General features: G+C 33.6%; 23 protein-coding genes. 4 read left to right on the top strand and 19 right to left on the bottom strand.

The features are described 5' to 3' along the window. Positions 1-151 precede the first annotated feature (151 nt). The 6 genes from HYG86_RS11715 to HYG86_RS11690 all read right to left on the bottom strand — a co-directional run bounded on the left by HYG86_RS11715 (position 152) and on the right by HYG86_RS11690 (position 5,421). Positions 152-1,114 carry an aldo/keto reductase gene (locus HYG86_RS11715; protein ID WP_213165747.1) on the bottom strand — a complete coding sequence of 321 codons (963 nt, stop codon included), beginning with the start codon at positions 1,112-1,114 and terminating at the stop codon, positions 152-154. A 106-nt stretch (positions 1,115-1,220) separates the two neighbouring features. Beyond that, entirely contained in the window at positions 1,221-2,066 is an 846-nt protein-coding gene (locus tag HYG86_RS11710; RefSeq protein ID WP_213165746.1) for a DUF2268 domain-containing putative Zn-dependent protease, read from the bottom strand. Between the two features lie 54 nt (positions 2,067-2,120). Beyond that, positions 2,121-2,993: an AraC family transcriptional regulator gene (locus HYG86_RS11705; protein WP_213165745.1), complete on the bottom strand. Its 873-nt coding sequence runs from the start codon at positions 2,991-2,993 to the stop codon at positions 2,121-2,123. 234 nt (positions 2,994-3,227) lie between these two features. Beyond that, entirely contained in the window at positions 3,228-3,770 is a 543-nt protein-coding gene (locus tag HYG86_RS11700) for a GNAT family N-acetyltransferase (protein ID WP_213165744.1), read from the bottom strand. Positions 3,771-3,986: 216 nt separating this feature from the next. After that, complete coding sequence (locus HYG86_RS11695; RefSeq protein ID WP_213165743.1) at positions 3,987-4,508, bottom strand: GNAT family N-acetyltransferase; 522 nt, start codon at positions 4,506-4,508, stop codon at positions 3,987-3,989. A 37-nt stretch (positions 4,509-4,545) separates the two neighbouring features. Next, positions 4,546-5,421, bottom strand: a complete 876-nt coding sequence (locus HYG86_RS11690; RefSeq protein ID WP_213165742.1) for an AraC family transcriptional regulator — start codon at positions 5,419-5,421, stop codon at positions 4,546-4,548. Positions 5,422-5,739: 318 nt separating this feature from the next. On the opposite strand from HYG86_RS11690, the gene HYG86_RS11685 reads away from it, so the two are divergent. Next, the gene (locus HYG86_RS11685; protein ID WP_213165741.1) at positions 5,740-6,243 is read left to right on the top strand and encodes a GNAT family N-acetyltransferase; all 504 of its coding nucleotides are present in this window, start codon (positions 5,740-5,742) and stop codon (positions 6,241-6,243) included. Positions 6,244-6,556: 313 nt separating this feature from the next. Continuing rightward, entirely contained in the window at positions 6,557-8,056 is a 1,500-nt protein-coding gene (locus HYG86_RS11680; protein WP_213165665.1) for an IS1182 family transposase, read from the top strand. A 213-nt stretch (positions 8,057-8,269) separates the two neighbouring features. On the opposite strand, the gene HYG86_RS11675 is transcribed toward HYG86_RS11680, so the two are convergent. The 3 genes from HYG86_RS11675 to HYG86_RS11665 form a co-directional block, all read right to left on the bottom strand. After that, the gene (locus HYG86_RS11675; RefSeq protein ID WP_213165740.1) at positions 8,270-8,995 is read right to left on the bottom strand and encodes an ABC transporter permease; all 726 of its coding nucleotides are present in this window, start codon (positions 8,993-8,995) and stop codon (positions 8,270-8,272) included. Further along, complete coding sequence (locus HYG86_RS11670) at positions 8,995-9,837, bottom strand: ABC transporter ATP-binding protein (RefSeq protein WP_213165739.1); 843 nt, start codon at positions 9,835-9,837, stop codon at positions 8,995-8,997. The genes HYG86_RS11675 and HYG86_RS11670 overlap by 1 nt, the downstream gene beginning before the upstream one ends. A gap of 168 nt (positions 9,838-10,005) precedes the next feature. After that, positions 10,006-11,082 carry a LytTR family transcriptional regulator DNA-binding domain-containing protein gene (locus HYG86_RS11665; protein WP_213165738.1) on the bottom strand — a complete coding sequence of 359 codons (1,077 nt, stop codon included), beginning with the start codon at positions 11,080-11,082 and terminating at the stop codon, positions 10,006-10,008. Between the two features lie 292 nt (positions 11,083-11,374). Between HYG86_RS11665 and HYG86_RS11660 the strand changes: the two genes are divergently transcribed. Beyond that, complete coding sequence (locus HYG86_RS11660) at positions 11,375-12,610, top strand: NAD(P)-dependent oxidoreductase (RefSeq protein WP_213165737.1); 1,236 nt, start codon at positions 11,375-11,377, stop codon at positions 12,608-12,610. 107 nt (positions 12,611-12,717) lie between these two features. Here HYG86_RS11660 and HYG86_RS11655 read toward each other — a convergent pair whose 3' ends face one another. The 4 genes from HYG86_RS11655 to HYG86_RS11640 form a co-directional block, all read right to left on the bottom strand. Beyond that, complete coding sequence (locus HYG86_RS11655) at positions 12,718-13,308, bottom strand: DJ-1/PfpI family protein (RefSeq protein WP_213165736.1); 591 nt, start codon at positions 13,306-13,308, stop codon at positions 12,718-12,720. Positions 13,309-13,592: 284 nt separating this feature from the next. Next, positions 13,593-14,300, bottom strand: coding sequence for a DUF5131 family protein (locus tag HYG86_RS11650; protein WP_213165735.1), 708 nt, complete (start codon positions 14,298-14,300; stop codon positions 13,593-13,595). An 11-nt stretch (positions 14,301-14,311) separates the two neighbouring features. Next, positions 14,312-14,764 carry a hypothetical protein gene (locus HYG86_RS11645; protein ID WP_213165734.1) on the bottom strand — a complete coding sequence of 151 codons (453 nt, stop codon included), beginning with the start codon at positions 14,762-14,764 and terminating at the stop codon, positions 14,312-14,314. 141 nt (positions 14,765-14,905) lie between these two features. Further along, positions 14,906-16,054, bottom strand: a complete 1,149-nt coding sequence (locus HYG86_RS11640) for a GGDEF domain-containing protein (protein WP_213165733.1) — start codon at positions 16,052-16,054, stop codon at positions 14,906-14,908. Positions 16,055-16,371: 317 nt separating this feature from the next. Here HYG86_RS11640 and HYG86_RS11635 point away from each other — a divergent pair, with 317 nt between their 5' ends. After that, positions 16,372-17,262, top strand: coding sequence for a LysR family transcriptional regulator (locus HYG86_RS11635; RefSeq protein WP_213165732.1), 891 nt, complete (start codon positions 16,372-16,374; stop codon positions 17,260-17,262). A gap of 32 nt (positions 17,263-17,294) precedes the next feature. Here the strand turns inward: HYG86_RS11635 and HYG86_RS11630 are convergent, their stop codons facing one another. The 6 genes from HYG86_RS11630 to HYG86_RS11605 all read right to left on the bottom strand — a co-directional run bounded on the left by HYG86_RS11630 (position 17,295) and on the right by HYG86_RS11605 (position 20,314). Then, positions 17,295-17,813: a YeeE/YedE thiosulfate transporter family protein gene (locus HYG86_RS11630; RefSeq protein WP_213165731.1), complete on the bottom strand. Its 519-nt coding sequence runs from the start codon at positions 17,811-17,813 to the stop codon at positions 17,295-17,297. A 20-nt stretch (positions 17,814-17,833) separates the two neighbouring features. Next, positions 17,834-18,061 (bottom strand): sulfurtransferase TusA family protein, encoded by a 228-nt coding sequence (locus HYG86_RS11625; RefSeq protein ID WP_213165730.1) that lies wholly within the window; start codon positions 18,059-18,061, stop codon positions 17,834-17,836. Position 18,062: 1 nt separating this feature from the next. Further along, entirely contained in the window at positions 18,063-18,767 is a 705-nt protein-coding gene (locus HYG86_RS11620) for a YeeE/YedE thiosulfate transporter family protein (RefSeq protein WP_213165729.1), read from the bottom strand. Positions 18,768-18,939: 172 nt separating this feature from the next. Beyond that, entirely contained in the window at positions 18,940-19,350 is a 411-nt protein-coding gene (locus HYG86_RS11615) for an FMN-binding protein (protein WP_213165728.1), read from the bottom strand. 63 nt (positions 19,351-19,413) lie between these two features. Further along, a complete protein-coding gene (gene tatC, locus HYG86_RS11610; protein WP_213165727.1) occupies positions 19,414-20,148 on the bottom strand; it encodes a twin-arginine translocase subunit TatC in 735 nt (244 codons plus the stop codon). After that, a complete protein-coding gene (locus HYG86_RS11605) occupies positions 20,129-20,314 on the bottom strand; it encodes a twin-arginine translocase TatA/TatE family subunit (protein WP_213165726.1) in 186 nt (61 codons plus the stop codon). Before HYG86_RS11605 ends, tatC begins: the two co-directional genes overlap by 20 nt. Positions 20,315-20,364: the final 50 nt, after the last annotated feature.

Raw genomic sequence — 20,364 nt, 5'->3', positions numbered from 1 at the left:
TGCTATTTTTTTCAAAATAGCAGGGGGGTATTTTTCCTAAAGAGCATCGAAACCATTTGAAGAGTAGCACCTAGTAACAGCGATTTTGCATATCCAATGCGATCCGATACATGACCGTAAATTTAAGTTGCCTGTGACTAGCAATTCGACACTAAAGGGCACCAACTATTTTATGGGGAACATATAGCTGTTCAAGGTAAGCAAGGTCATCCTCTGTAAGTTTTACACTAAATGCTCCCACAGCATCATCGAAATATTTAGCCTTGGTCGCCCCAATAATTGGCGATGTAACCCCCTTAGCAAACTGCCATGCAAGGGAAATCTGTGTCATTGTAACGCCATATTTTTGTGCAAGTTCATCAACCCTTTGCACTATGCCAAAATCACTCTCTTGTGTGCTATCGTACTTAGAAATTGCTACTTTGTCTGTCTGGCTGCGCTTAGTATCAGCATTCCACTCAAGGCGGGAAAGCCTACCTGCAGCAAGGGGGCTATAGGGAGTAAGTGCAACATTTTGTTGTCTGCAGATGGGGATAAGCTCCCTCTCATCTTCACGGTAAATTAGGTTATAATGGTTCTGCATGGAAACAAAGGGTGTCCAACCGTTTCTCTCCGCTGCTATCTGCATGTTATGAAATTGATAACCATACATTGCTGAAGCTCCTAGGGCCCTCACCTTGCCAGCCTTCACCAAACTATCAAGGGCCTCCATGGTCTCTTCTATGGGTGTATCAGCGTCAAATCGGTGAATAATATATAGGTCAACATAATCTGTCCCAATGCGCCTTAATGATCCGTCAATTTCATTTAGTATGGCTCTCTTTGTCAACTTACCCTCATTAAAATAAACTTTAGTCGCTAAAACAACCTTATCACGGGAAACATTGTTCTTAATTGCCCGTCCTAGGTACTCTTCACTGGTTCCTGCTGAATAAACATTGGCTGTGTCGAAGAAATTAATACCTAAGTCAAGGGCACGCTTAATCAGTGCCTCACTATCTTCTTGGTTCAAAGTCCAAGCATGCATATTGCTTTCAGGGTTCCCGAAACTCATGCAACCTACGCAAAGACGAGAAACTTGAAGGTTTGAATTTCCTAATTTCGAATACTCCATTTTCCTTCCTCCTCAAAATATATTATATCTCTTCTTTTCCTAATAGTAGGATGAGATATCATATAGTAAGGATAGCATTTAGAGTTAACTCCATGTCAATAAGTATTTATAGTTGAAAGAATCTACTATTACTTAAAACAGTACATGGTTCTATATCAACTAACTTTGTATAGCTTATTTGAGGATTATTCAATAAATAAGATTTGACTATTTCGTATCCAAAATAATATCCAATACACCATGGAAGCCCTTTGCTAGGGTCCCCAAACATGTATGTATAATGCTCTGGCTTATCAGTACTTTCTAGAATTTTTATAAATTTACTCCAGTATAGTTTTTCTTCCTCTTCCGATAGTTTACTCAACCATTTCGGTTCTAAATCACCATATAAGCTTTTGGCAAATGCATCTGCTTGCCCTTCACTTATCATATATTCCAGTAGTGTTCCCTTGGAATCTCCTCTTAAAACATACCAATTGTGCCCCCACACTGAATGGTGGTACTCGTGGGCCATAACATAAGGAATCCATTTTTCATAATCTTTGGCAAGTGGATTAATATTGATAATTATATTTCCAAATACTCCTGTACCTAATACTCCATTTTGTTGTTCTTTAACTATCAAGTTTGAATCATCCATTATATAAAATGCAACAACTAATGTATCATCATCTTTTTTAGGCAATATTTGTGAAATATTTTCAAGTCCTTTTTTAATCTGTTCAAAATCAGTCTCCTGAAATATTTCTAACTGCTTTTTTAAGGTTTGTATATCCTTTATTGGAGATGGTTTCATAAAAGAGCAATCAAAAGGTGCCCATTGAGATAGCTCTTGCCAGTAAGGACTTACCAAAAACTCATCCCACAGCTCATCATAACTTTTATTACTAATACCAGATGCTCCCACATACATTTGAGCTGATTTTAATGTATTTATAAACTTGATTTTCATAATTCCCCCCTGATTCCATGTTGTACTTGATTTCCTATAGTTATCCAGATGATTTTAAAACCCTTTTTTAATAACAGGTATCCAAATTTGACACGTATAATCTGTAGAACTATTACCATAATACCTTTCTAATTCCGGAGCATCGGCATGTTCATAGTTTGATGCAGGAAACCACTCCGATCCAATTCTTCTCCAGACTTCATGTAGATCTTCATCCCTATTACTTTCTACCTCAAAAATTGCCCAAGTCATTGATGGTATTTCTAGGACCTGAAATTCTTCAGGCACATGAGTAACTGGAAATTCACATGCTATCATATATCTTAGAGAGCCATCTTGAGGGTTATGATTAAAAAGAACCCCTGCATCTACAATTCCACTTTCATCTTTCCCAACACTTGTTAATAGTTTAGCAAATATCCCATTAGACTTACATTGCTCCCAAAATTCAGGTATCTCTCTAAAACATCTACCTTCTAAAACATTTGTTTTAAAATCTTTACCGAAAACTTTAAATGGTCCCTTTTCAACTATTCTATAGTTTATTTCTTTATCTCCTTTCAATGAGACTTGAATTGTTAGCCTAGCAAAAGATTTGAGTTTCACTCCAGACTCGCGGGCAACAGAAGGTGTTACACCATGAAGCCGCTTAAATGCTTTTGTAAAGGCTTCTGATGTTTCATAACCATATTTTGAGGCAATATCTGCAATCTTGATGCTAGAAACTGATATCTCCTGTGCAGCAAGGGTTAATCTCCTTCTCCTTATGTATTCACCTATTGTAAAGCCTGTCAGCATGCTAAACATTCTCTGAAAATGGTAAGTGGAAGAGTAGGCCCTTTGAGCTATTTTATCATAGCTAATTTCTTCTAACAGGTTATCTTCTATATAATTTATAGCATTTTGCATATTACTTATCCAATCCATGACTATCTCCCCTTTACCAGAATTATATCAATTTCATTTACTATTTGCACTGTTTTTAAGTGCTAACTAATGTCCACCCCTTGCATATCTCAAGATATAGCGCGGAACATTTGATTGAGTACATCTTGTCGTTTCTTATAAAGACATACAAAGATAATAGACCGGTTTGGACTCAAAAAGAGCAAACTGGTCTATTATCTTTGTAAATTATTCTCTAAACAACCTAATTCAATTTTATATATACTTTTTAAGAGTTCCTGCAATACTTTTTTTCATAGATAAAATGTCTGCTATAAAAATATCCACCAATAACTTACCATCCATTTGATAGTCCTGTCTAACAACTTGTGCACCAAATTTACGGTAAAATCCATTGGATGGTGCATGGTGTGGGTTATATATAACTATGTTCTCCATACCTTTTGTTAAATAAAATTCTAGTATGTGGACCATCAGCATTAGAGAAACACCCCTCCCTCTATGCTCAGGATAAACCCAAAGACCGTTGAGTTCTATTCCTTTTTCAGGTATATCATAAGTCTCAGCAAAACTACCGAAAGCTACACCAAGCATTTTATCATCCTCAAATGCACCCATAAGCTGACGAACATCATTGTTTTCTTGGGCTGAATTCATCCAGTCAACCCAAAAATCCAGTTCTTTATTAACAGATAGGGTGTTTTTAGCCTTCCCAGCCAATTCTTCTGTCCAGCACATCACCTTTAATTCCATTGCTTCTTGCATATCATGTCCCGTTAATTCCCTAATTTCAATCATAAGCTCACTCTCCTTTGTCTAATAGCCCTTAATAAGTTTAACTCATTTACCAGTCCCTAATTGTCCACACTTTAATCTAATATTACAATTAATTCCTCAATATTTATATGTAAAGTTTTTTTAAATAAAACTTTTATATAAGTAAAGACCCGCTAAATTAGCGAGCCTTTTTATAACCCCTTTGTAACAAACCTTCTTATTATGCATGTGAAATCTTTACTTCAAATTCAGTGAGTATATGTTATGTAAATATTCTACGCCTCGAAAAATCTCATGTTTTGACCCAGTTAAAATAAACCCTAATTTTTCAACTAAAGAAATTGATCTTGTGTTGTCAATATAGATGCAAGCATTTATCACTTTTACCTTCATGTTTTTTTTAGAAAACTCAATTATATGATTTAAGGATTCGTACATATATCCATTTCCCCAAAATTCCTTTTTTAAATCATATCCTATTTCCACTTTAGAATCTTTAATACTCCAGCAGTGAAATCCACAGGTTCCCATTTTCACACCATGGGCTTTATCTTGTATTACCCATCTATGTTGTAGTCGTGGCTCAGTTTTCAAATAAAAATCTATAATTTCATCAGCTCCACTTAAATCTTTCAATGGTTCAGCATCAAACAAATGTTTATTAATATCATCATCGGAAAATTGACTAAAAATAAATTCTCTATCACCATTGTCTATGTTTTTCAGTAATAATCTATCTGTCTCAATATTATAAAACATACTTTCTCCTCCTCATATACGTTGGTTAATTCACAATTCACTTAATAGAAATGTAATAATCAATACGTTCTTGTTCTTCATTTATAACTTCATAGTCAGGAGTTTCAGCAAGTTTAAAACCTGAATTAGGAAGCCAAATACCATCGATATAGTCATAAATTGGTTGTTTTAATATTCTTCCATTTAAAGTTCTATTCTTAGTATCATAGGTAAAAACTGCGTATTTCCCTTGGGGTAGCACCTTTTTTAACATACCAATAGGAACATCTCTGTATTCCGATACTTCTACACAATATAAATAGGTGTAATTGATCTCATCATCAGCTTTGCTTATATCTTCAGGATTATAGTCATATACTGCGTAGTACAATTCAGTATCGATTCTGTTTTCAATACTTTTTAATGTAGATTTATACTGGTTTCTTATCTTTGATAAAAGTTCAAACTTTATGTTTTGCCTTTGATTGATTTTACTAGCTATCCCTATAAGAAGTCTCTCGTCTTTACAAATAATTTCTGGATTCACTTTTACCACTTCATCTTCATTATTTCTAGTAAGTAAATTAATTTTTTCATATAGAATTGGCTCTGCTTGAACTTTACGAAAACCACTTGGTGGCATACCATATGCCAATTTAAATGATCTGGTAAATGCCTCATGGGATTCGAATCCATAATCAAAAGCTATATCTAATATACTCCGCCTTGAAGTTACTATATCAAACATTGCGTTACTCAGTTTTCTTTTACGCACATATTCCTTCACTGGACATCCAACAATTGCAGTAAACACCCTGTAAAAATGAGGGATTGAATACCCAGCAACCTCTGCTATTTGCCCCAAACTAACATCGTTCTTTAAATTATACTCAATATAATCGATTGCTTTTTGAAGATTAACATAGTAACTCAAAGCAAATCCTCCCCTAGACCTAGTTTTATAATACAATTTTGAAATGATAATTTCTTGATATCTTTTATCATCTTTGTAATGCTATAATCACTTAAAAGCTTTTTTAAACCAGTCAAAACAATAATTGCAAACACTTATATTTTTGAGTGATTAGTTTGATCTTTTTAAAATATTATTCCATAAAAGAAGTAAGCTAAAGGCTCATATTTGTGCCTATTTATTTTTTTATCTACCTTGGTGTACATTTATTATATAATATAAATAGCGGAGGAAATATACATGTTAATATTAAAATAATGAGAGAGGAGATTGAAAAAGATGCAGATTAAGATTGTTCCCGTGCTAGAAGAAGAAAAGACAATATTAGCTCGTCTTATAGAATTGTACGAATATGATTTTTCAGAGTTTGAAAATAGTGATGTTAATGCCTTGGGGCTATATGGATATTCTTACCTGGACTATTATTGGACAGAGAAAGGACGCTTCCCGTATTTTATTAAGGTTGATGATAAACTAGCAGGCTTTGTGATGGTTTGTGATTATTGCTATGTGTCTAAGGATCCAGACACTCTATTTATGTCTGAATTTTTTGTAATGAAAAAATATAGAAAACTAGGCATCGGTAAGTTTGCTGCAAGAGAGGTATTCAATCTACATAAGGGTAAATGGGAAATGACAGTACATCCTAAAAACCCAGCGGCCATCAAATTTTGGAAGAATGTAATAGAAGAAAAAGTTGGAAAAAATTATAAACATCATGAAAATATTTGTGGAGTTTACGACGATGCTCTAGCTTCGGCATATACATTCGAGATAAAATAATAAACATATACTCAAAACTGATTAAAGGCACACTAGGGTGTGCCTCAGACTGATGACAAAGTCATTTTTTAGGAATGTCGCATATTAAACGCTGTACAAAATTCTGCGTCGAGACTTAAGGCTTCTATCTAAACTCCAGAAGGGTACCGCTCCAATTCACCGTCCATGGTAAATGGAGCTCTCGAAACGTCAGACTGTGTGAGAATTAAACAATAATATATGTCTAAAATGCCTACAAAGTACTGTAAATACAGTACTTTTCCCTTTTTCTGTAGTATAATTAAGTTATAGAATATCGGAGAGGGGATTTTAAATGTCATTTATACAAGGTACAGATAGAAAGCAAAAAACAATGTTTCCTGACTGCATAGAAGATTACATAGGTGAGGATAATCCCGTTAGGGTAATTGATGAATACGTAAAACTGGTCAATATGAGTGCATTCACTAAATCAAAGGAACACCGCAGAGGTGCACCAGGATATCATCCCTCTGTTTTATTGAAGTTATATCTATATGGGTATGTAAATGGCATAAGATCATCTAGAAAGCTAGAAACAGAATCTCACAGGAATATAGAAGTGGTTTGGCTATTACAAAAACTAAAACCTGATTTTAAAACAATAGCTGATTTCAGGAAAGAAAATAAAACTCAGCTAAAACAAGTTTTCAAGGATTTTACTAAGTTGTGTAAGGATCTCAAACTATTAGGCGAGGAATTCATAGCAATAGATGGGACTAAAATTCAAGCTAATAATTCAAAGAAGAATAATTTCTCAAAGAAAAAAATACAAAGACACAAACAATATATCGAAGATAAGGTTAATTCCTATCTAGATTTGTTAGAAAGCAGTGACAAAGACGATTCACCTAAACTTAAGTATACACCTGAAGAAATTCAGCAAAAAATTGAAAAACTCAAGGAGCGTAAAATTAAATTTGAAGAGTTGGAAAAAAAACTACAGGATAGCGAAAGTAATGAAATATCTACAGTTGACGAAGATGCTAGGCTTATGGACAACAAAAACAATGGTGTTACTGTAGCATATAACATACAAACAGCTGTAGACTCTAAGCATAGTATTATAGTGGCATATGATGTTACAAACAATCCCGCAGATCAAGGTAATCTAAATTCACTTGCAGAAAAGGCTAAAGATATATTTGGAAAAAGGAAACTTGAAGTAGCAGCAGATAAAGGCTATTACCAAGCAGACGACCTTATGAAATGTGAGAGAAACGAAACAACAGTCTATTTGCCAAAACAGTCGTATTCTAACGCCACAGGAGACAAAGATTTCTACGGAGATAAATTTACTTATGTGCCTGAAAAAGACTTATATATTTGTCCTTTGGGCCATGAATTACGCAGAATAAACCACAAATCAAAAGAACCAAAAAGAATAAAATATAGAAACTACGATGCCTGTAAAAACTGTGAATCAAAAAGCAAATGCACCACTGCAGCCAAAGGCAGGATAATAAATCGGTCACCTAACCAAGATTTTTTGGATACTATAGATGCTAGAACAGAAGCAAATATGGACAAATACCTACAAAGGCAGATGATTGTTGAGCATCCTTATGGAACCATCAAAAGGACAATGAATGCTGGGTATTTTTTAACAAGAGGGATGGATTCTGTAACTACAGAGACAGCCCTAGTTTTGCTAGCCTATAATTTTAAAAGAGTAATAAATATTATAGGAGTGAAAGAACTACTAAGGATATTAGTAGCTCTTAGACCCACTTTATCATTGTATTTTTATATGTTTAAGTCATATTGCACCAAAAGACAGGAAATTTACGGCTAATCTTTGAGTTTTTAGAGATTAGCCACACAGTCTGACGTCCTGTTTCTCGCCCCTTCTTCCGTTTAGCTATTCAGCTCTTAAGTCTATCTCCTCGAATTAATTGTACTGCTTTTTAATATACAGATCTAGGGTCAATGACTTTATCTTAGGTTTGTCTACAAGATGAGGCACACTAGGGTGTGCCTTTTTGAGTATAATCTTCTAAAATAATTTTTATTTATCCAAGCTTTTTCTGTTGTAAGTATAGATAAATGCTATGGCTGCTAGGATGAGCCATGCTAAAATGACTAATATATTATAAGATGAGTTGGTGTACCCTTTACCAGAAAAAATGTTTTCCAATAATATACTCAGGTTATGATTCGGTAATATAGAAGCAATTTTCTCTAAAATATCATTGGCTTGTGCAAGCATAGGAATTATCATAAAGGCAAATATTACAGGCACACCAAGAACACTTGTAGACATCTGATTTTGAGCAATTAAGCCGATGATTCCTCCTATTTGCATCATAATACCAGTTACAATCACCGACCATAAAAAATAGTGCCCAAAATATTGTTGATCTATTTCAGCTATAAAATAAATAATTGTATTAGTTACTATTGAAAATAGAAAAATAACTATTGCCTTCCCTGCCAAAAACTCAGCGGGAGTTACTGATGACAACATCAGCGTCCTCATTGTATTTTTTTCTTTTTCTTCTGCAATTAACATGGAAATAGCAAATGTAGATACAACAACAAGATTTGTACTTAAACCCGTGTTTAGTAAATCTATCCCTTTCATCCCCTGATTAGGGCTATCTCCTTGGATATTAGAGAACAGCAGTATTAACACAAGGGGAAGAAGGCACATTAGTGATACATTCATGTTTTTAGGGAAATCCTTAATCTCCTTTTTAAACAGTGCTTTTACTCTTCTTATTGAACCCTCCATTATAATTCCCTCCCTGTTAATCTTAGAAATATCTCTTCTAGGTTTGGTTCCATAGAATGAACTGCTGCTAAATCCCCTCTAGCCATCCAATAATTAATTTTAGCAGCACCTTCTTTGTCATTTTTAATCACCACATGATTATCGTCTTTTAGTATTACTTTTATATTGTTATTAGTATACTTTAACTTTAGTTTTTGGGGCTCCCCCATCTCAACTATTTCTCCTTCATTTAAAAAGGCCACTCTATGACAAAGCTTATCTGCCTCCTCCATGTTGTGGGTGGTCAAAAAAATAGTTGTTCCTTCTTCATTTAGTTGTCGCAAAAGCCTATGAATTTCCAAGGTAGTGCCAGGATCTAGCGCAGATGTAGGCTCATCTAAGAATAAAAGCTTAGGTTTATGAAGTACTGCCCTAGCTAACATGAGCCTTTGTTTCATTCCCCTAGACAACTTTTTTGCCTCCTTATTTTGATAAGGTAACAATCCCACCTTATCCAAAACATGAGCAATGTTCTCTTTAGGAACCTCATTTATCTCTGCAAATAGACTCAAGTTGTCTTTAACAGAAAGTCTTTCATATATACCACTATTATCGGTAAGCACACCAATCTGTTTAAAAACTTCTTTTTTCTGCAAATATGCATGTTTGTCAAAAACCATAGCATCTCCACCAGAAGGTATCAACTGTGAAGTCAATAGTTTTATTGTAGTTGTTTTCCCTGCTCCACTGGGACCTAGAAAACCAAAAATTTCACCCTCCTTAACATTAAATGTTAAGTTCTTGATAGCTACGTTCTCCTTGAAGTTTTTTGATACACTTCTAACTGAAATAATATTATCCATAGATTAACCTCACTTTCTTTTTCTACAGATATTATCTCATAAGGAAAATATGCAAACTATAAATACTCCTTAGAAGGAGTATTTAAGATGTTCAATGGCTGTATTTTAAGGTTAAAACTTCACATTAGATACCCAAATGGAGTATATACCCACTCCACTAGGAGTAGTTTATATATTTAAAATGCGCCTCAGTTCATCTATCCTTCCCTTAGATAAAGGGATGGTGCTTTTATTTTTATCGTCTAAGATTAAGCTATAACTATTTCTTGTCCATGTAATCATTTCTCTCACCCGTTGTAGGTTTACTAGGTAGGATCTATGACACCTAAAAAACCCTAGATGTATTAATCGATTTTCCAGTTCATTTAAAGTAAGTGTACAAGTAAATTTCTCTCCCCTTACGTTTAAGTGACTTGTACCTTTCTCACTTTCTATATAATCTATTTCAATAGGATTAAAAAGTAATATTCTGTCATCAATCTTTGCTGGAATTTTTTCAATTTTATACATAGGTGTTTCCTCTAATTCTTCGGCCTCCAGTTCTTCGACCTGCTTTATCTCTCTAGTACTTATTTCTTCTTTAATTCCAGATTCTGCTACATTTTGGAACTCCTCTTTATTATCCTCATAAAGTTCTATCCCATTTTCGTCAAGAGTATAGATATGCCCTCCAAGTAAAATTGTATCCTTAAAAGAGACAGAAGTGTTTAATATAGCTACACCCTTTCCCCTTAACTCTTCTATGTTTTCTAGTATCATTCTTGATCCATCTTTATCCATATTTAATATAGGTTCTTGAAATATCAGGAGCTTAAGCTCTTTCAACCTTTCCCTGGCAAAACTCAATCTCCTTTTTTGCGAGTATGATAAGCTAGATATTTTTAGATTACCTATATCTAGCAAACCAAGCTTCATCATAATATCCTTGTAGTTACTACTACTGTTTAATAACTCACTATAAAATTTCAAATACTCCTCTACCGTTATCCGTTCATAAAGACCCTCTACAGCAAAAACAATTCCAACATTTTTTAAACCTTTTTTTATGAATTCAATGTTCTGTTGACCATCTATAAATATCTCACCCTTAGTAGGTACTTCTTTACCTAAAATTAAATTGATCAGCATATCACTAATCTCTCTACTGCATTCGATACTTGCTATATTACCTGTATGTATTGATAAATCAATATTATTGATTTTATTGTTCCTTTGCATTTTATATAACCCTTTAATTTGTAACAAGATGACTCCCCCTTAATATAGCTAGCTTCGATTTTGATTTTCAACAGCTCTTTATATATTCAATAAAGTAAAGAAAAAAGCCTTTATATAAAAAAATTTTTCCTTTAATACTTTTTAACTTATGATTATATCACTGCATTTGTTAAGATTTGAGGGCATCCTCTACTAGTAGTGAAATCTCTCAAGTTAAAAACATAAACGTTATACTATAGCCTGTATTAAATTGCTTAATCAATTCAAAAACTATAGAATGTATTTGTGAACTAAAATTTATATACCTTGGAGGCAAGCAATGAATACACTAAAAGAAGATGCTAATAGATGTTTAATGTGCAAAAACCCCAAATGTCAGCAAAAATGTCCTATAGATACTCCAATACCAGAGATAATAGAACTATTTAAAAATAATGAACTGGATAGAGCAGGAGAGTTATTATTTAATAATAATCCACTTTCACTTATCTGTTCAATAGTATGCCCTCATGAAAGCCAATGTCAGGGAAATTGTATTAAAGGAATAAAAGGACAACCAGTTGAATTCCATGAGATCGAAAAATATATTTCAAAGAATTTTTTGAATAATATAGAATTTAAGCAAAATAAAATATTAGACCATAGAGTAGCTATCGTTGGTTCAGGACCAGCTGGTATTACAATTGCCTTTTTACTGGCTATGAAGGGCTACAAAATAACACTTTTTGATAATAATCCTAAAATTGGTGGAGTATTAAGATATGGTATACCTGAATTTAGGCTAGCAAAGGATATTTTAGATAAAATTCTTGGAAAACTTATACAGTTGGGTGTTAAAATAAGGCCCAATACACTAATTGGCCCTGTTATTACTATAGATAAACTTTTTGAGGATGGATATAAGGCTATATTCATTGGTACTGGCGTGTGGAACCCCAAAACCCTAAATATTAAAGGAGAAACCTTAGGAAATGTCCATTATGCTATAGATTATTTAAGAGATCCGGATGTCTATGATTTAGGCAAGAAGGTTTGTGTTATAGGTGCAGGTAATGTAGCTATGGACGCTGCAAGAACTGCCAAGAGAAATGGTGTAGCTGAGGTAACTATCCTCTATAGAAAAGGCTTTGAAGAGATGACAGCTACAAAGTTAGAAATTGAGGAAGCAAAAGAAGATGGCATTATGTTTGAACTCTTTAAGGCTCCACTAGAAATACTCGATGAAGGTGTTAGATATATTGAAACTAAAAAAGTTGTTAATGAAAATGGATCAGTTAGTATAGATCAGTTAACTGGTACAGAAAATATTTTTGAATGTGATTCTGTGATAATAGCTGTCAGTCAGTCTCCTAAAAATAATATAGTTGCAAATAATAGAGGGTTTGAAACTAATAAACATGGATTATTAGTAACTGATAATGCCGGACACACTTCAAGGGCAGGTGTCTTTGCATCAGGAGATGTGGTTACAGGTGCTAGAACAGTAGTTGAAGCTGTTAACCATGCCAAGATCGTTGCTAACTCAATTGATGCATTCTGCAAAAATAGTAAATAATCTGTAAATCCGCATTACCTCTTTAAAATAATCACAAGAAGGGGATATCCTATATTTCAGGATATCCCCTTCTGTATTGATCAGTTAGGTGCATGTGTCCTTATATATTAGCTGTTGAAGTTATAGTCCACTAATATTTTAGCAAAGTCATCCTTCTCTTCTTTTGTATCAAACAGGGATAACCAGTCACATATTTCAATGGCAAAATCGATAAAAGCATAGCCTTGTGCAGTAACTATATTTCTGTCAGTTAAAACTCTTGCCATTTGGAAGTTTTCTCTTGGAAAAGGATCCTCTTCTTTAAACAACTCTCTATGAGTATCTTTCCACTCAGTAAGGGATGTGGTGAATTTCTTGTGGTCTAAAACACCTGCCTTAGCTAAGAACCTAGGCCCTGCGCATATTGCTGCTAAAAGTCTATGTTTCTCGTTTAGTGCTCTAATTAAACTAATTAGCTCTTCCCTTACTTCATGATTCCATCCACCAGGTATAATCAATCCCTCAACATCATCATCTACTTCTACATTTTTAATAACTTGATCTGGCATATATGCTACACCACATTTACTCCTTACAACCTTGTCTTCATATCCAACTGTTATAATTTTCTTTCCAGCACTTGCACCAAGTAAGTGAGCAGCATATGTCACTTCAAAGTCAGCCATCTGATCGTAAATAAATACTAATATTTTTTTCATCTACCTATTCCTCCTTTAGATATCCCTTAAACTTACTTCTCGATTAAGAACATGCTTTTTATGTTAGCGTTGATTTAGCTAACCTCATAAATTCTTATGGATAAGGCATTTTCAATATATCTCGTATATTCTCCAAAATTTAACTATTTCCTTCTGAACTAAACGTCAGATACAGCCTAAGTTATTAAATATGTATTAAATAATAAGAAAAAACTCCCCAATTCAAAGGGGAGTTTAATAAATCCTATGACTAGTAACAAATATCTTTCAAGGCATCAAATTCTTTAACAGTCAATATTTGCCTTTCTTGCTTGACTGCATAATTCTCTGACATTAAGTGTATATTCCTTACCATCTTTGATAAAGCGAGTTCCACATTGTCTAAACTCAAAACTAACTCCTTTATTTATGCACTGCTCTCTAATAGATAAAACCCAATTGTAATTCAGTGGTCTTGCATTTCTATCAGATTCACCACCAACTACAACCAGTTCAACATTGTCCAGATATTTTTCAATATTTATCTCTTCAATAAGTGGCTGGCAAATTATATTCCTATGCTTTATTGGAAATGTAGCAAACATAGGGAGCCTAAAGTCTGCTCTGTCTTGATTTTCAACAGTGCAACCAACAGTCACATTGTCGTATCCATTGTTCCAGTCATTTGGAATGCAGTGTAAAAACCTTTCGATTCTCTTTGTGAGAAAAATGAAATTCAAGTCTGAGCGTTCTTTTATCATTTTCCAACATTCTTCTCTCCATTCATCAGCTTCTTCAATAAGAAAATCTGTAGAAAAGCATAGGTATACGGTTTGGCCCGGTTTGATTTTATATTCACCTTTTTTATTTTTTGCAACAGGAGCATTAAAATTATCTGTTTTTACGATAGTACTTGTTTCTACTCCTCTTTTAGCATCACCTTTATGAATATAGCAGTATTTACATCCTTCGCTATACTTATTGCAACCACGCCAAGGACTCCACATGGCCATAACATGACCTCCTAAAATTTTGATTTGTCATAGTTATACGGAATGCTTGTGCCAACAACTACATCTTCGATTTTTTCAATAATAAGCCAATCATCCATGTTTCCCTGATGCTCGAAGTCAATAGGCTTTATTTCACTCACATTCTCAAACTCTACCAAGCACATACATTTTTTATGCCAGCGTTCTTGCTGCTTTTTAGATAAACTCAATTTCTCTTGATTATCAGCAAGGACCTTTACTATTTCATCTTCTGCTAATTTAACGTAATTTTGAACTGATTTCACAGTTGCAGTTGCCGAGATTTTTGCTGTACCTTTTTGCATAAAGTAAAGTTTCTCGCCCTCAAACACTCTACTATGAGGAATCTTTCTCCCTGCTGCTGCTCTGATAATCATTGTTTTAGAACCATCTAAAATTTTTTCTATTACCTTTTCTTTGTTGTCACAATACACTAAATGTACCATTACATAACTTCACTCCTAACAGTATACTCTATTCCATATACTTCTACCTCTCTTTTCCTGCCTAATAAAGAGAGGTGAATTAACCAATCTATAGTATACAATGCATTTCTTATTGCCTCCCTCCATTGATGATATAAAATTTTATATCTGAAAATCTATCTCCAGAACTCTCTCCCCTATTTTGTTAGCCTCACTTACAACAACATTTTTACCGCAGTTTTTAGCATCATAAAGAAGCTTATCCACTCTGCACAGTAATGATTCTGAGTCTTCATTTTTTCTATGGGCCACCAATCCAAAACTGCAAGTAATATTTTCTACTTTGTGGTATTTGCTTTTTTCAATACAAATTCTGATTCTTTCCGTCATTTCCAGGGCTTGATTAATCTCAGTATTTGGAAGAAGTATTACAAATTCCTCCCCACCCCACCTAGCCAAAATATCAGTATGCCGAATTACTTTTTGAATTGTTGTTGCTAGATTTTGAATAACACTATCACCAATAATATGTCCATACCTATCATTGATCTTTTTGAAATCATCTATATCGAGCATAACGAGAGAGAATATATTCTCATATCTGTTACAATTGTCAGTCCATTGGCTAATTTCTTCATTGAATTTAGCTCTGTTATAAATACCTGTCAATGGATCAGTTACAGAAACTCTTAAAAGCTCCCTTCTGTCTAGGAACTGTTTCCTTTTATAAAAATTAGTCAGGTAAGCCCCTATACTACAATAGATAATCATAATAAGATAATATGCAATTATTTTCAAAAAAACAGTTGTATCAATACCTTCTATATTTTTAGCATGGAACATGAAAAAAGGCATACTGAGAAAAATAACTATAAACTGTGAATAGATAGGCCTGTTAGGCATAATATAGATTGCTAACGTCAAAACCGTTACGCTGAAAAATAATAAAACAGTGTGAGACTCATAAAAACCGATTATCACTACGAAACCGATAATAGCTAAAATTTCATATGCAGTTATCATATAAGGCAGGTTGATATAATTATTAACTTTCTTTATAGCTAAAGATACCACTACCGATACAACTAGAAACAGTGATCTTATCACTAATATAATAGTGAAAGCATAAGGACTATCAATGGCAAAATAGTCTGCAATTAGGAACATCATATAAATTGTGCCAAAGATAAGTGCAATAGGACCTAAGACTTTTGCATAACGCCTCATGTCATATTCAATAAATTCACTTTCAATGGCTTTGTTCTTAAATTCACCTAAAAAGGATATGTCAAACTTCCTACTATCTTCCAATGATAAGTACCCCCTGTTTAATAAATTATCTTTTTTTTCTAATAATTTAACTATAGTACAACTTTATCACGCTTATCCATTTTTTTCAATCCCATATAACCCCTAGATACAATAGGTTTACTTAACCATACTATACAATTCAATCATCCTCCTGTGCTATTTGTCGCTCTATGGCTGGAATAAGTTCAGAGGTTGAATTAAATCTCAATATATAGAAATTAATGACGACTCTATAAAGTTATTTCATGTTATAATATTAACATGAAATAACTTTATAGATAATTTCATATATCATTGTTTTCAAAGGAGCATACACAATGAATCTACAATATTTAAAGGCTTTTTATATTACTGTTAAACTAAATAGTATCTCTAAAGCAGCCAAAGAACTACATTTGACTCAACCAGGTCTTAGTATGCAGATACAATCATTGGAAAAGGAATTGGAGGTCATGTTACTTATTAGAAGTAATAAAGGTGTTGAACTTACGGAAGCTGGGAAAGTAGTTTTTGATTATGCTGATACTATGCTTTCAATGCAACATAATATTGAGCGAGACTTAGAGAATCTAAAAACTAGCAAAAAAGAACTGATTATCGGGTCATGTAAAGCAATCGGTGAATATGCTCTTCCTTGTAGTATATATGTTTACAAACAGGCTCATCCTGAAGTTTATATAGATTATGATATTGCTAATACAGAGGATGTACTAAAGAAACTATCTGATAGGACTATTAACCTCGGGATTATTCAAAACTTCGTAGAACAAAAGGATATTATAATGGAGAAAATAACTTCTGATAAGTTGCTCTTAGTAACATCTCTGCCTATGTTAAGAAGCAAGATTACATTGAAGGAATTGTGTAAATTGCCGCTGATCTTCAGAGAAACTGGATCTGGCGCAAGAAGAACAATCTCTGAATGTTTATCAAAATATAACATAGGTTTAGAGAACTTAAACATTATCTATCAATTGAACTCTATGGAGGCAATCAAGTCCTCAATTATCTCAGGAAAGGGAATCTCTTTTGTCCCTGAATTAACTATAAAGCGAGAGCTTAAGGATAGTGTTTTACGGGAAATAGAAGTTGAAAACCTTAACTTACAAAGTGATTTCTATGTGGCCTATCGTAAAGGTCATCTATTAACAAGCTATGAAAAGGATTTTATCAATTTTATTAAGTCTGGCAAACGAGGATTTTGTTAAAAAGGTAGCCTAAATTATTGGCTACCTTTTACTTATATAATATATTTTAGGAGTATTTTCACACCTATCCAAGCACCAACAAACATAAAGATAGCGAACACCCATCCATGCAAAGAAAAGGAAGGTATAGCGGAGAAGTAAGCTCCTATATTGCAACCAAAACTTAGCCGTGTACCATACCCCATAATAATTCCGCCACCTAAAGCAAATAGGAATTGCTTTAGGCTCTTAATTTTTTTCCACTTAAATTCATTTGCCCATAATACTGATAAAAGCCCACCTATTATAATTGCTATATTAATAATTGTATAATAATTCATGAAAAAAGTTTCTCCATCTTTTAAACCGTGATCATACACCTGAAAATAGTACCAGCTGGCAGGGTCAAATCCTATTTTTTCTAAAAATAATGAGCCCCAATTTAAAAAACCTGCGGTTATCCGCCATGAGGAGCCCGTAGTAGTTAATAGAATAATATTTAGTAATGCCAAAATAATTGCTCCTACCCAATAGGGCCATGGTTCTTTGAAAACTTTTTTATAAATCTCCAATTTCCTCCCCCTTATTATACTTATTTTGCTTTTTCAATATAGATTTCCCATTCACCTTCTGCTATTTCTATATAGTCAATATAGTGTCCTTCCTTTTTTGTCCATTCTACAACATGAATAATAGAACAATTATGGTCAGTATGCATGATTAAAATATCACCAATATTCATTTTATTAAGTTGCTTTAGGGCCTTTAACAAAGGTATCGGACATGCCTCATATAAACAATCTAACGTGTACTCAGCCATACTATTCCTCCTGCATGGTCATAATATTATTTTTTTTATCATACCAGTGTGCAACTAAATACAAAATACCAAGTAGTATTAACTGAAAAATTAATGCTGGAAAAAAACCTAAATATTTCGGTATATAGATAGTTGGTGCTTTAGAAATAAGAATACTATCCCAAAAGGGAAAGTGCATGGCTCCCATGACAGTACCTATGATAAACCCTACTAAAACTACCACCTGCATTATATATCCTTCCCCTATTCGTACCAATGTCCCTGAAGCACATCCCCCGGCGACGACCATTCCCCCTCCAAACAATATAGCTCCAAGTGCAGTATGCAAACCCACGGGTTTTAGCTGTCCAGGGATGTCAGTGAGCAAATAATCAGGGTTTATTACCGCAGTTCGATATTGGATCATAAAAAACGCTATTGTTGAAATGATAAATGATAAAATAATTGTTTTGAAAAGTGATGAGTTTCCCACCATAATTGGATCTCTAAAGCTAGCTGCAAAACAGAATCGAGATCTTTGTAAAGTAATACCAATCAAAATTCCAATAATCCAAAAAGTACTTAGGTATATGTTATGTTTAATAAGAACCAAATATATTGTACTAACTACCACTGTCACTACAATTGCATATGGTGATTGAGATCCTCTTTTGGTGACTTTAGCTTGCCTTTGCCTTTTTAATTCTTCAATTCTACTAGAAGACATAGTACCACCCCCTGAGCTTACTGAAATATTTTCTAAATAAACTAGTGTGAAATAATTCACCAGTTAAACTTTATATTCGACAAATCCTGAAAAATCTCCTCTGTGAAAATATGGAAAGACGATTAAAGAAAACTGAACCCCAGCTAGGGGATTCAGTTTTATGCTAATAAACTTATTTTTTGGCATTTTCTAAGGCATTTTTAACAGCATTGATTATTCCCTCACTGGTTAACGTCGCTCCAGATACTACCTCAACGTCAGTTGAGTTTTTTTCAACAATGGCAGAAGGTGTTTGCTCTAGGGCAGGGCCAGCGATTGATTCAGTTTCATCTTGCTCTAAAATCTCTACTTTGCTTATTTTTCCATCAGTTACCTCTACACTAACCTTTATTTGAGCTTTGTAGCCGTAACTTTCCCCTTCATACACCCCATCAATATATTCTACCACTTCATCAGAGCCCGAGTCGTTATTTTCACTCACAGGAGGATTTTCTCCATTTGATTCTTGAGAATCACTAGCTCCACATCCAGTTAATGTCATGAACATAAGTGCAATTAACATTAAAACTAATATTTTCTTCATTTTAAAATCTCCTCTCAAATTCACTATATTTTTTTGGCTTTTATGTTATAAATTCTACTTAAACTATTCTTTCTTTTTCTTTTCTACTAAGCTAGATAATAGTATCCCAAATTCAGCAAGTAATATCATAGGACCGGACAGAAGTATTTGAGAAATGATATCCGGTGGTGTTAATAGAGCTGATAATACGATTATTATCAATATGATATACTTTCTGCTTTTTTTCAAGAAACTTACTTTAAGAATCCCAAAGCGAGTTAATAGAATCATTACAATGGGTAGTTCAAAAACAGCTCCAAATGAAAGAATGGTACTAAATATAAAGTTTAGATAATTACTAAAAGTAATCATGGGTTTAATTGCGTCTGTCTGAAATCCTATAAAGAATTTCAGTATTATTGGTATAACGATCATATACGCAAATACAGCACCAGCAACAAAAAACATGCCTCCCATAAATAATGATAATAGAATATACCTTTTCTCTCTCTTTTTCATCCCAGGTACAACAAACAACCATATTTGAAATGTTAAAAAGGGTAAAGAAATAATTAAACCTCCCGTTAGTGCGAGCTTAATATGGGACATAAATAGTTCAGCGGGGGCAATGAAAATAAATTCTACATCCTTTGCTATATCCACTATTTCGTTAATTATCCTTGTGGAAAAATTATAGCAAAAGACTGCAGACAAAAGAAAGAAGATAGCAGAATATATTATCCTCTTTCTCAATTCAGCTAGATGTCCTACTAATGTCATTTCTTTTTCTTGTACTTGATTACTTCTTTTCTTGAACATCAGAATCCACCTGTAAATCTTCTGTTACTTTATTTGCATGGGATTTGAATTCTTTTATAGCCTTTCCAATTGATTTACCAACTTCAGGCAGTTTGGAGGGACCAAAAATTACAAGGGCTATAGCCAGTATCAAAATAAGTTCTGACACACCAATTTTCCCGAACATAGATTTTCCTCCTATCTTTTCTATCCTATCAAAGAATATCTAATTATTTA

This window comes from Alkalicella caledoniensis, assembly GCF_014467015.1.
GTDB classification, from domain to species: Bacteria; Bacillota; Proteinivoracia; order Proteinivoracales; family Proteinivoracaceae; genus Alkalicella; species Alkalicella caledoniensis.
The sequence above is the reverse complement of the archived record's forward strand: the minus strand, read 5'-3'. Positions and strand labels throughout refer to the sequence as shown.

Coding starts and splice junctions, on each gene's coding strand:
- tatC (WP_213165727.1), bottom strand. CDS start 20,148: ATGTTCAAGAAAAGAAGTAATCAAGTACAAGAAAAAGAAATGACATTA.
- HYG86_RS11655 (WP_213165736.1), bottom strand. CDS start 13,308: ATGAAAAAAATATTAGTATTTATTTACGATCAGATGGCTGACTTTGAA.
- HYG86_RS11650 (WP_213165735.1), bottom strand. CDS start 14,300: ATGGCCATGTGGAGTCCTTGGCGTGGTTGCAATAAGTATAGCGAAGGA.
- HYG86_RS11675 (WP_213165740.1), bottom strand. CDS start 8,995: ATGGAGGGTTCAATAAGAAGAGTAAAAGCACTGTTTAAAAAGGAGATT.
- HYG86_RS11685 (WP_213165741.1), top strand. CDS start 5,740: ATGCAGATTAAGATTGTTCCCGTGCTAGAAGAAGAAAAGACAATATTA.
- HYG86_RS11625 (WP_213165730.1), bottom strand. CDS start 18,061: ATGGCTGAGTACACGTTAGATTGTTTATATGAGGCATGTCCGATACCT.
- HYG86_RS11705 (WP_213165745.1), bottom strand. CDS start 2,993: ATGGATTGGATAAGTAATATGCAAAATGCTATAAATTATATAGAAGAT.
- HYG86_RS11700 (WP_213165744.1), bottom strand. CDS start 3,770: ATGATTGAAATTAGGGAATTAACGGGACATGATATGCAAGAAGCAATG.
- HYG86_RS11620 (WP_213165729.1), bottom strand. CDS start 18,767: ATGTCTTCTAGTAGAATTGAAGAATTAAAAAGGCAAAGGCAAGCTAAA.
- HYG86_RS11645 (WP_213165734.1), bottom strand. CDS start 14,764: ATGGTACATTTAGTGTATTGTGACAACAAAGAAAAGGTAATAGAAAAA.
- HYG86_RS11615 (WP_213165728.1), bottom strand. CDS start 19,350: ATGAAGAAAATATTAGTTTTAATGTTAATTGCACTTATGTTCATGACA.
- HYG86_RS11670 (WP_213165739.1), bottom strand. CDS start 9,837: ATGGATAATATTATTTCAGTTAGAAGTGTATCAAAAAACTTCAAGGAG.
- HYG86_RS11660 (WP_213165737.1), top strand. CDS start 11,375: ATGAATACACTAAAAGAAGATGCTAATAGATGTTTAATGTGCAAAAAC.
- HYG86_RS11695 (WP_213165743.1), bottom strand. CDS start 4,508: ATGTTTTATAATATTGAGACAGATAGATTATTACTGAAAAACATAGAC.
- HYG86_RS11715 (WP_213165747.1), bottom strand. CDS start 1,114: ATGGAGTATTCGAAATTAGGAAATTCAAACCTTCAAGTTTCTCGTCTT.
- HYG86_RS11635 (WP_213165732.1), top strand. CDS start 16,372: ATGAATCTACAATATTTAAAGGCTTTTTATATTACTGTTAAACTAAAT.
- HYG86_RS11605 (WP_213165726.1), bottom strand. CDS start 20,314: ATGTTCGGGAAAATTGGTGTGTCAGAACTTATTTTGATACTGGCTATA.
- HYG86_RS11680 (WP_213165665.1), top strand. CDS start 6,557: ATGTCATTTATACAAGGTACAGATAGAAAGCAAAAAACAATGTTTCCT.
- HYG86_RS11710 (WP_213165746.1), bottom strand. CDS start 2,066: ATGAAAATCAAGTTTATAAATACATTAAAATCAGCTCAAATGTATGTG.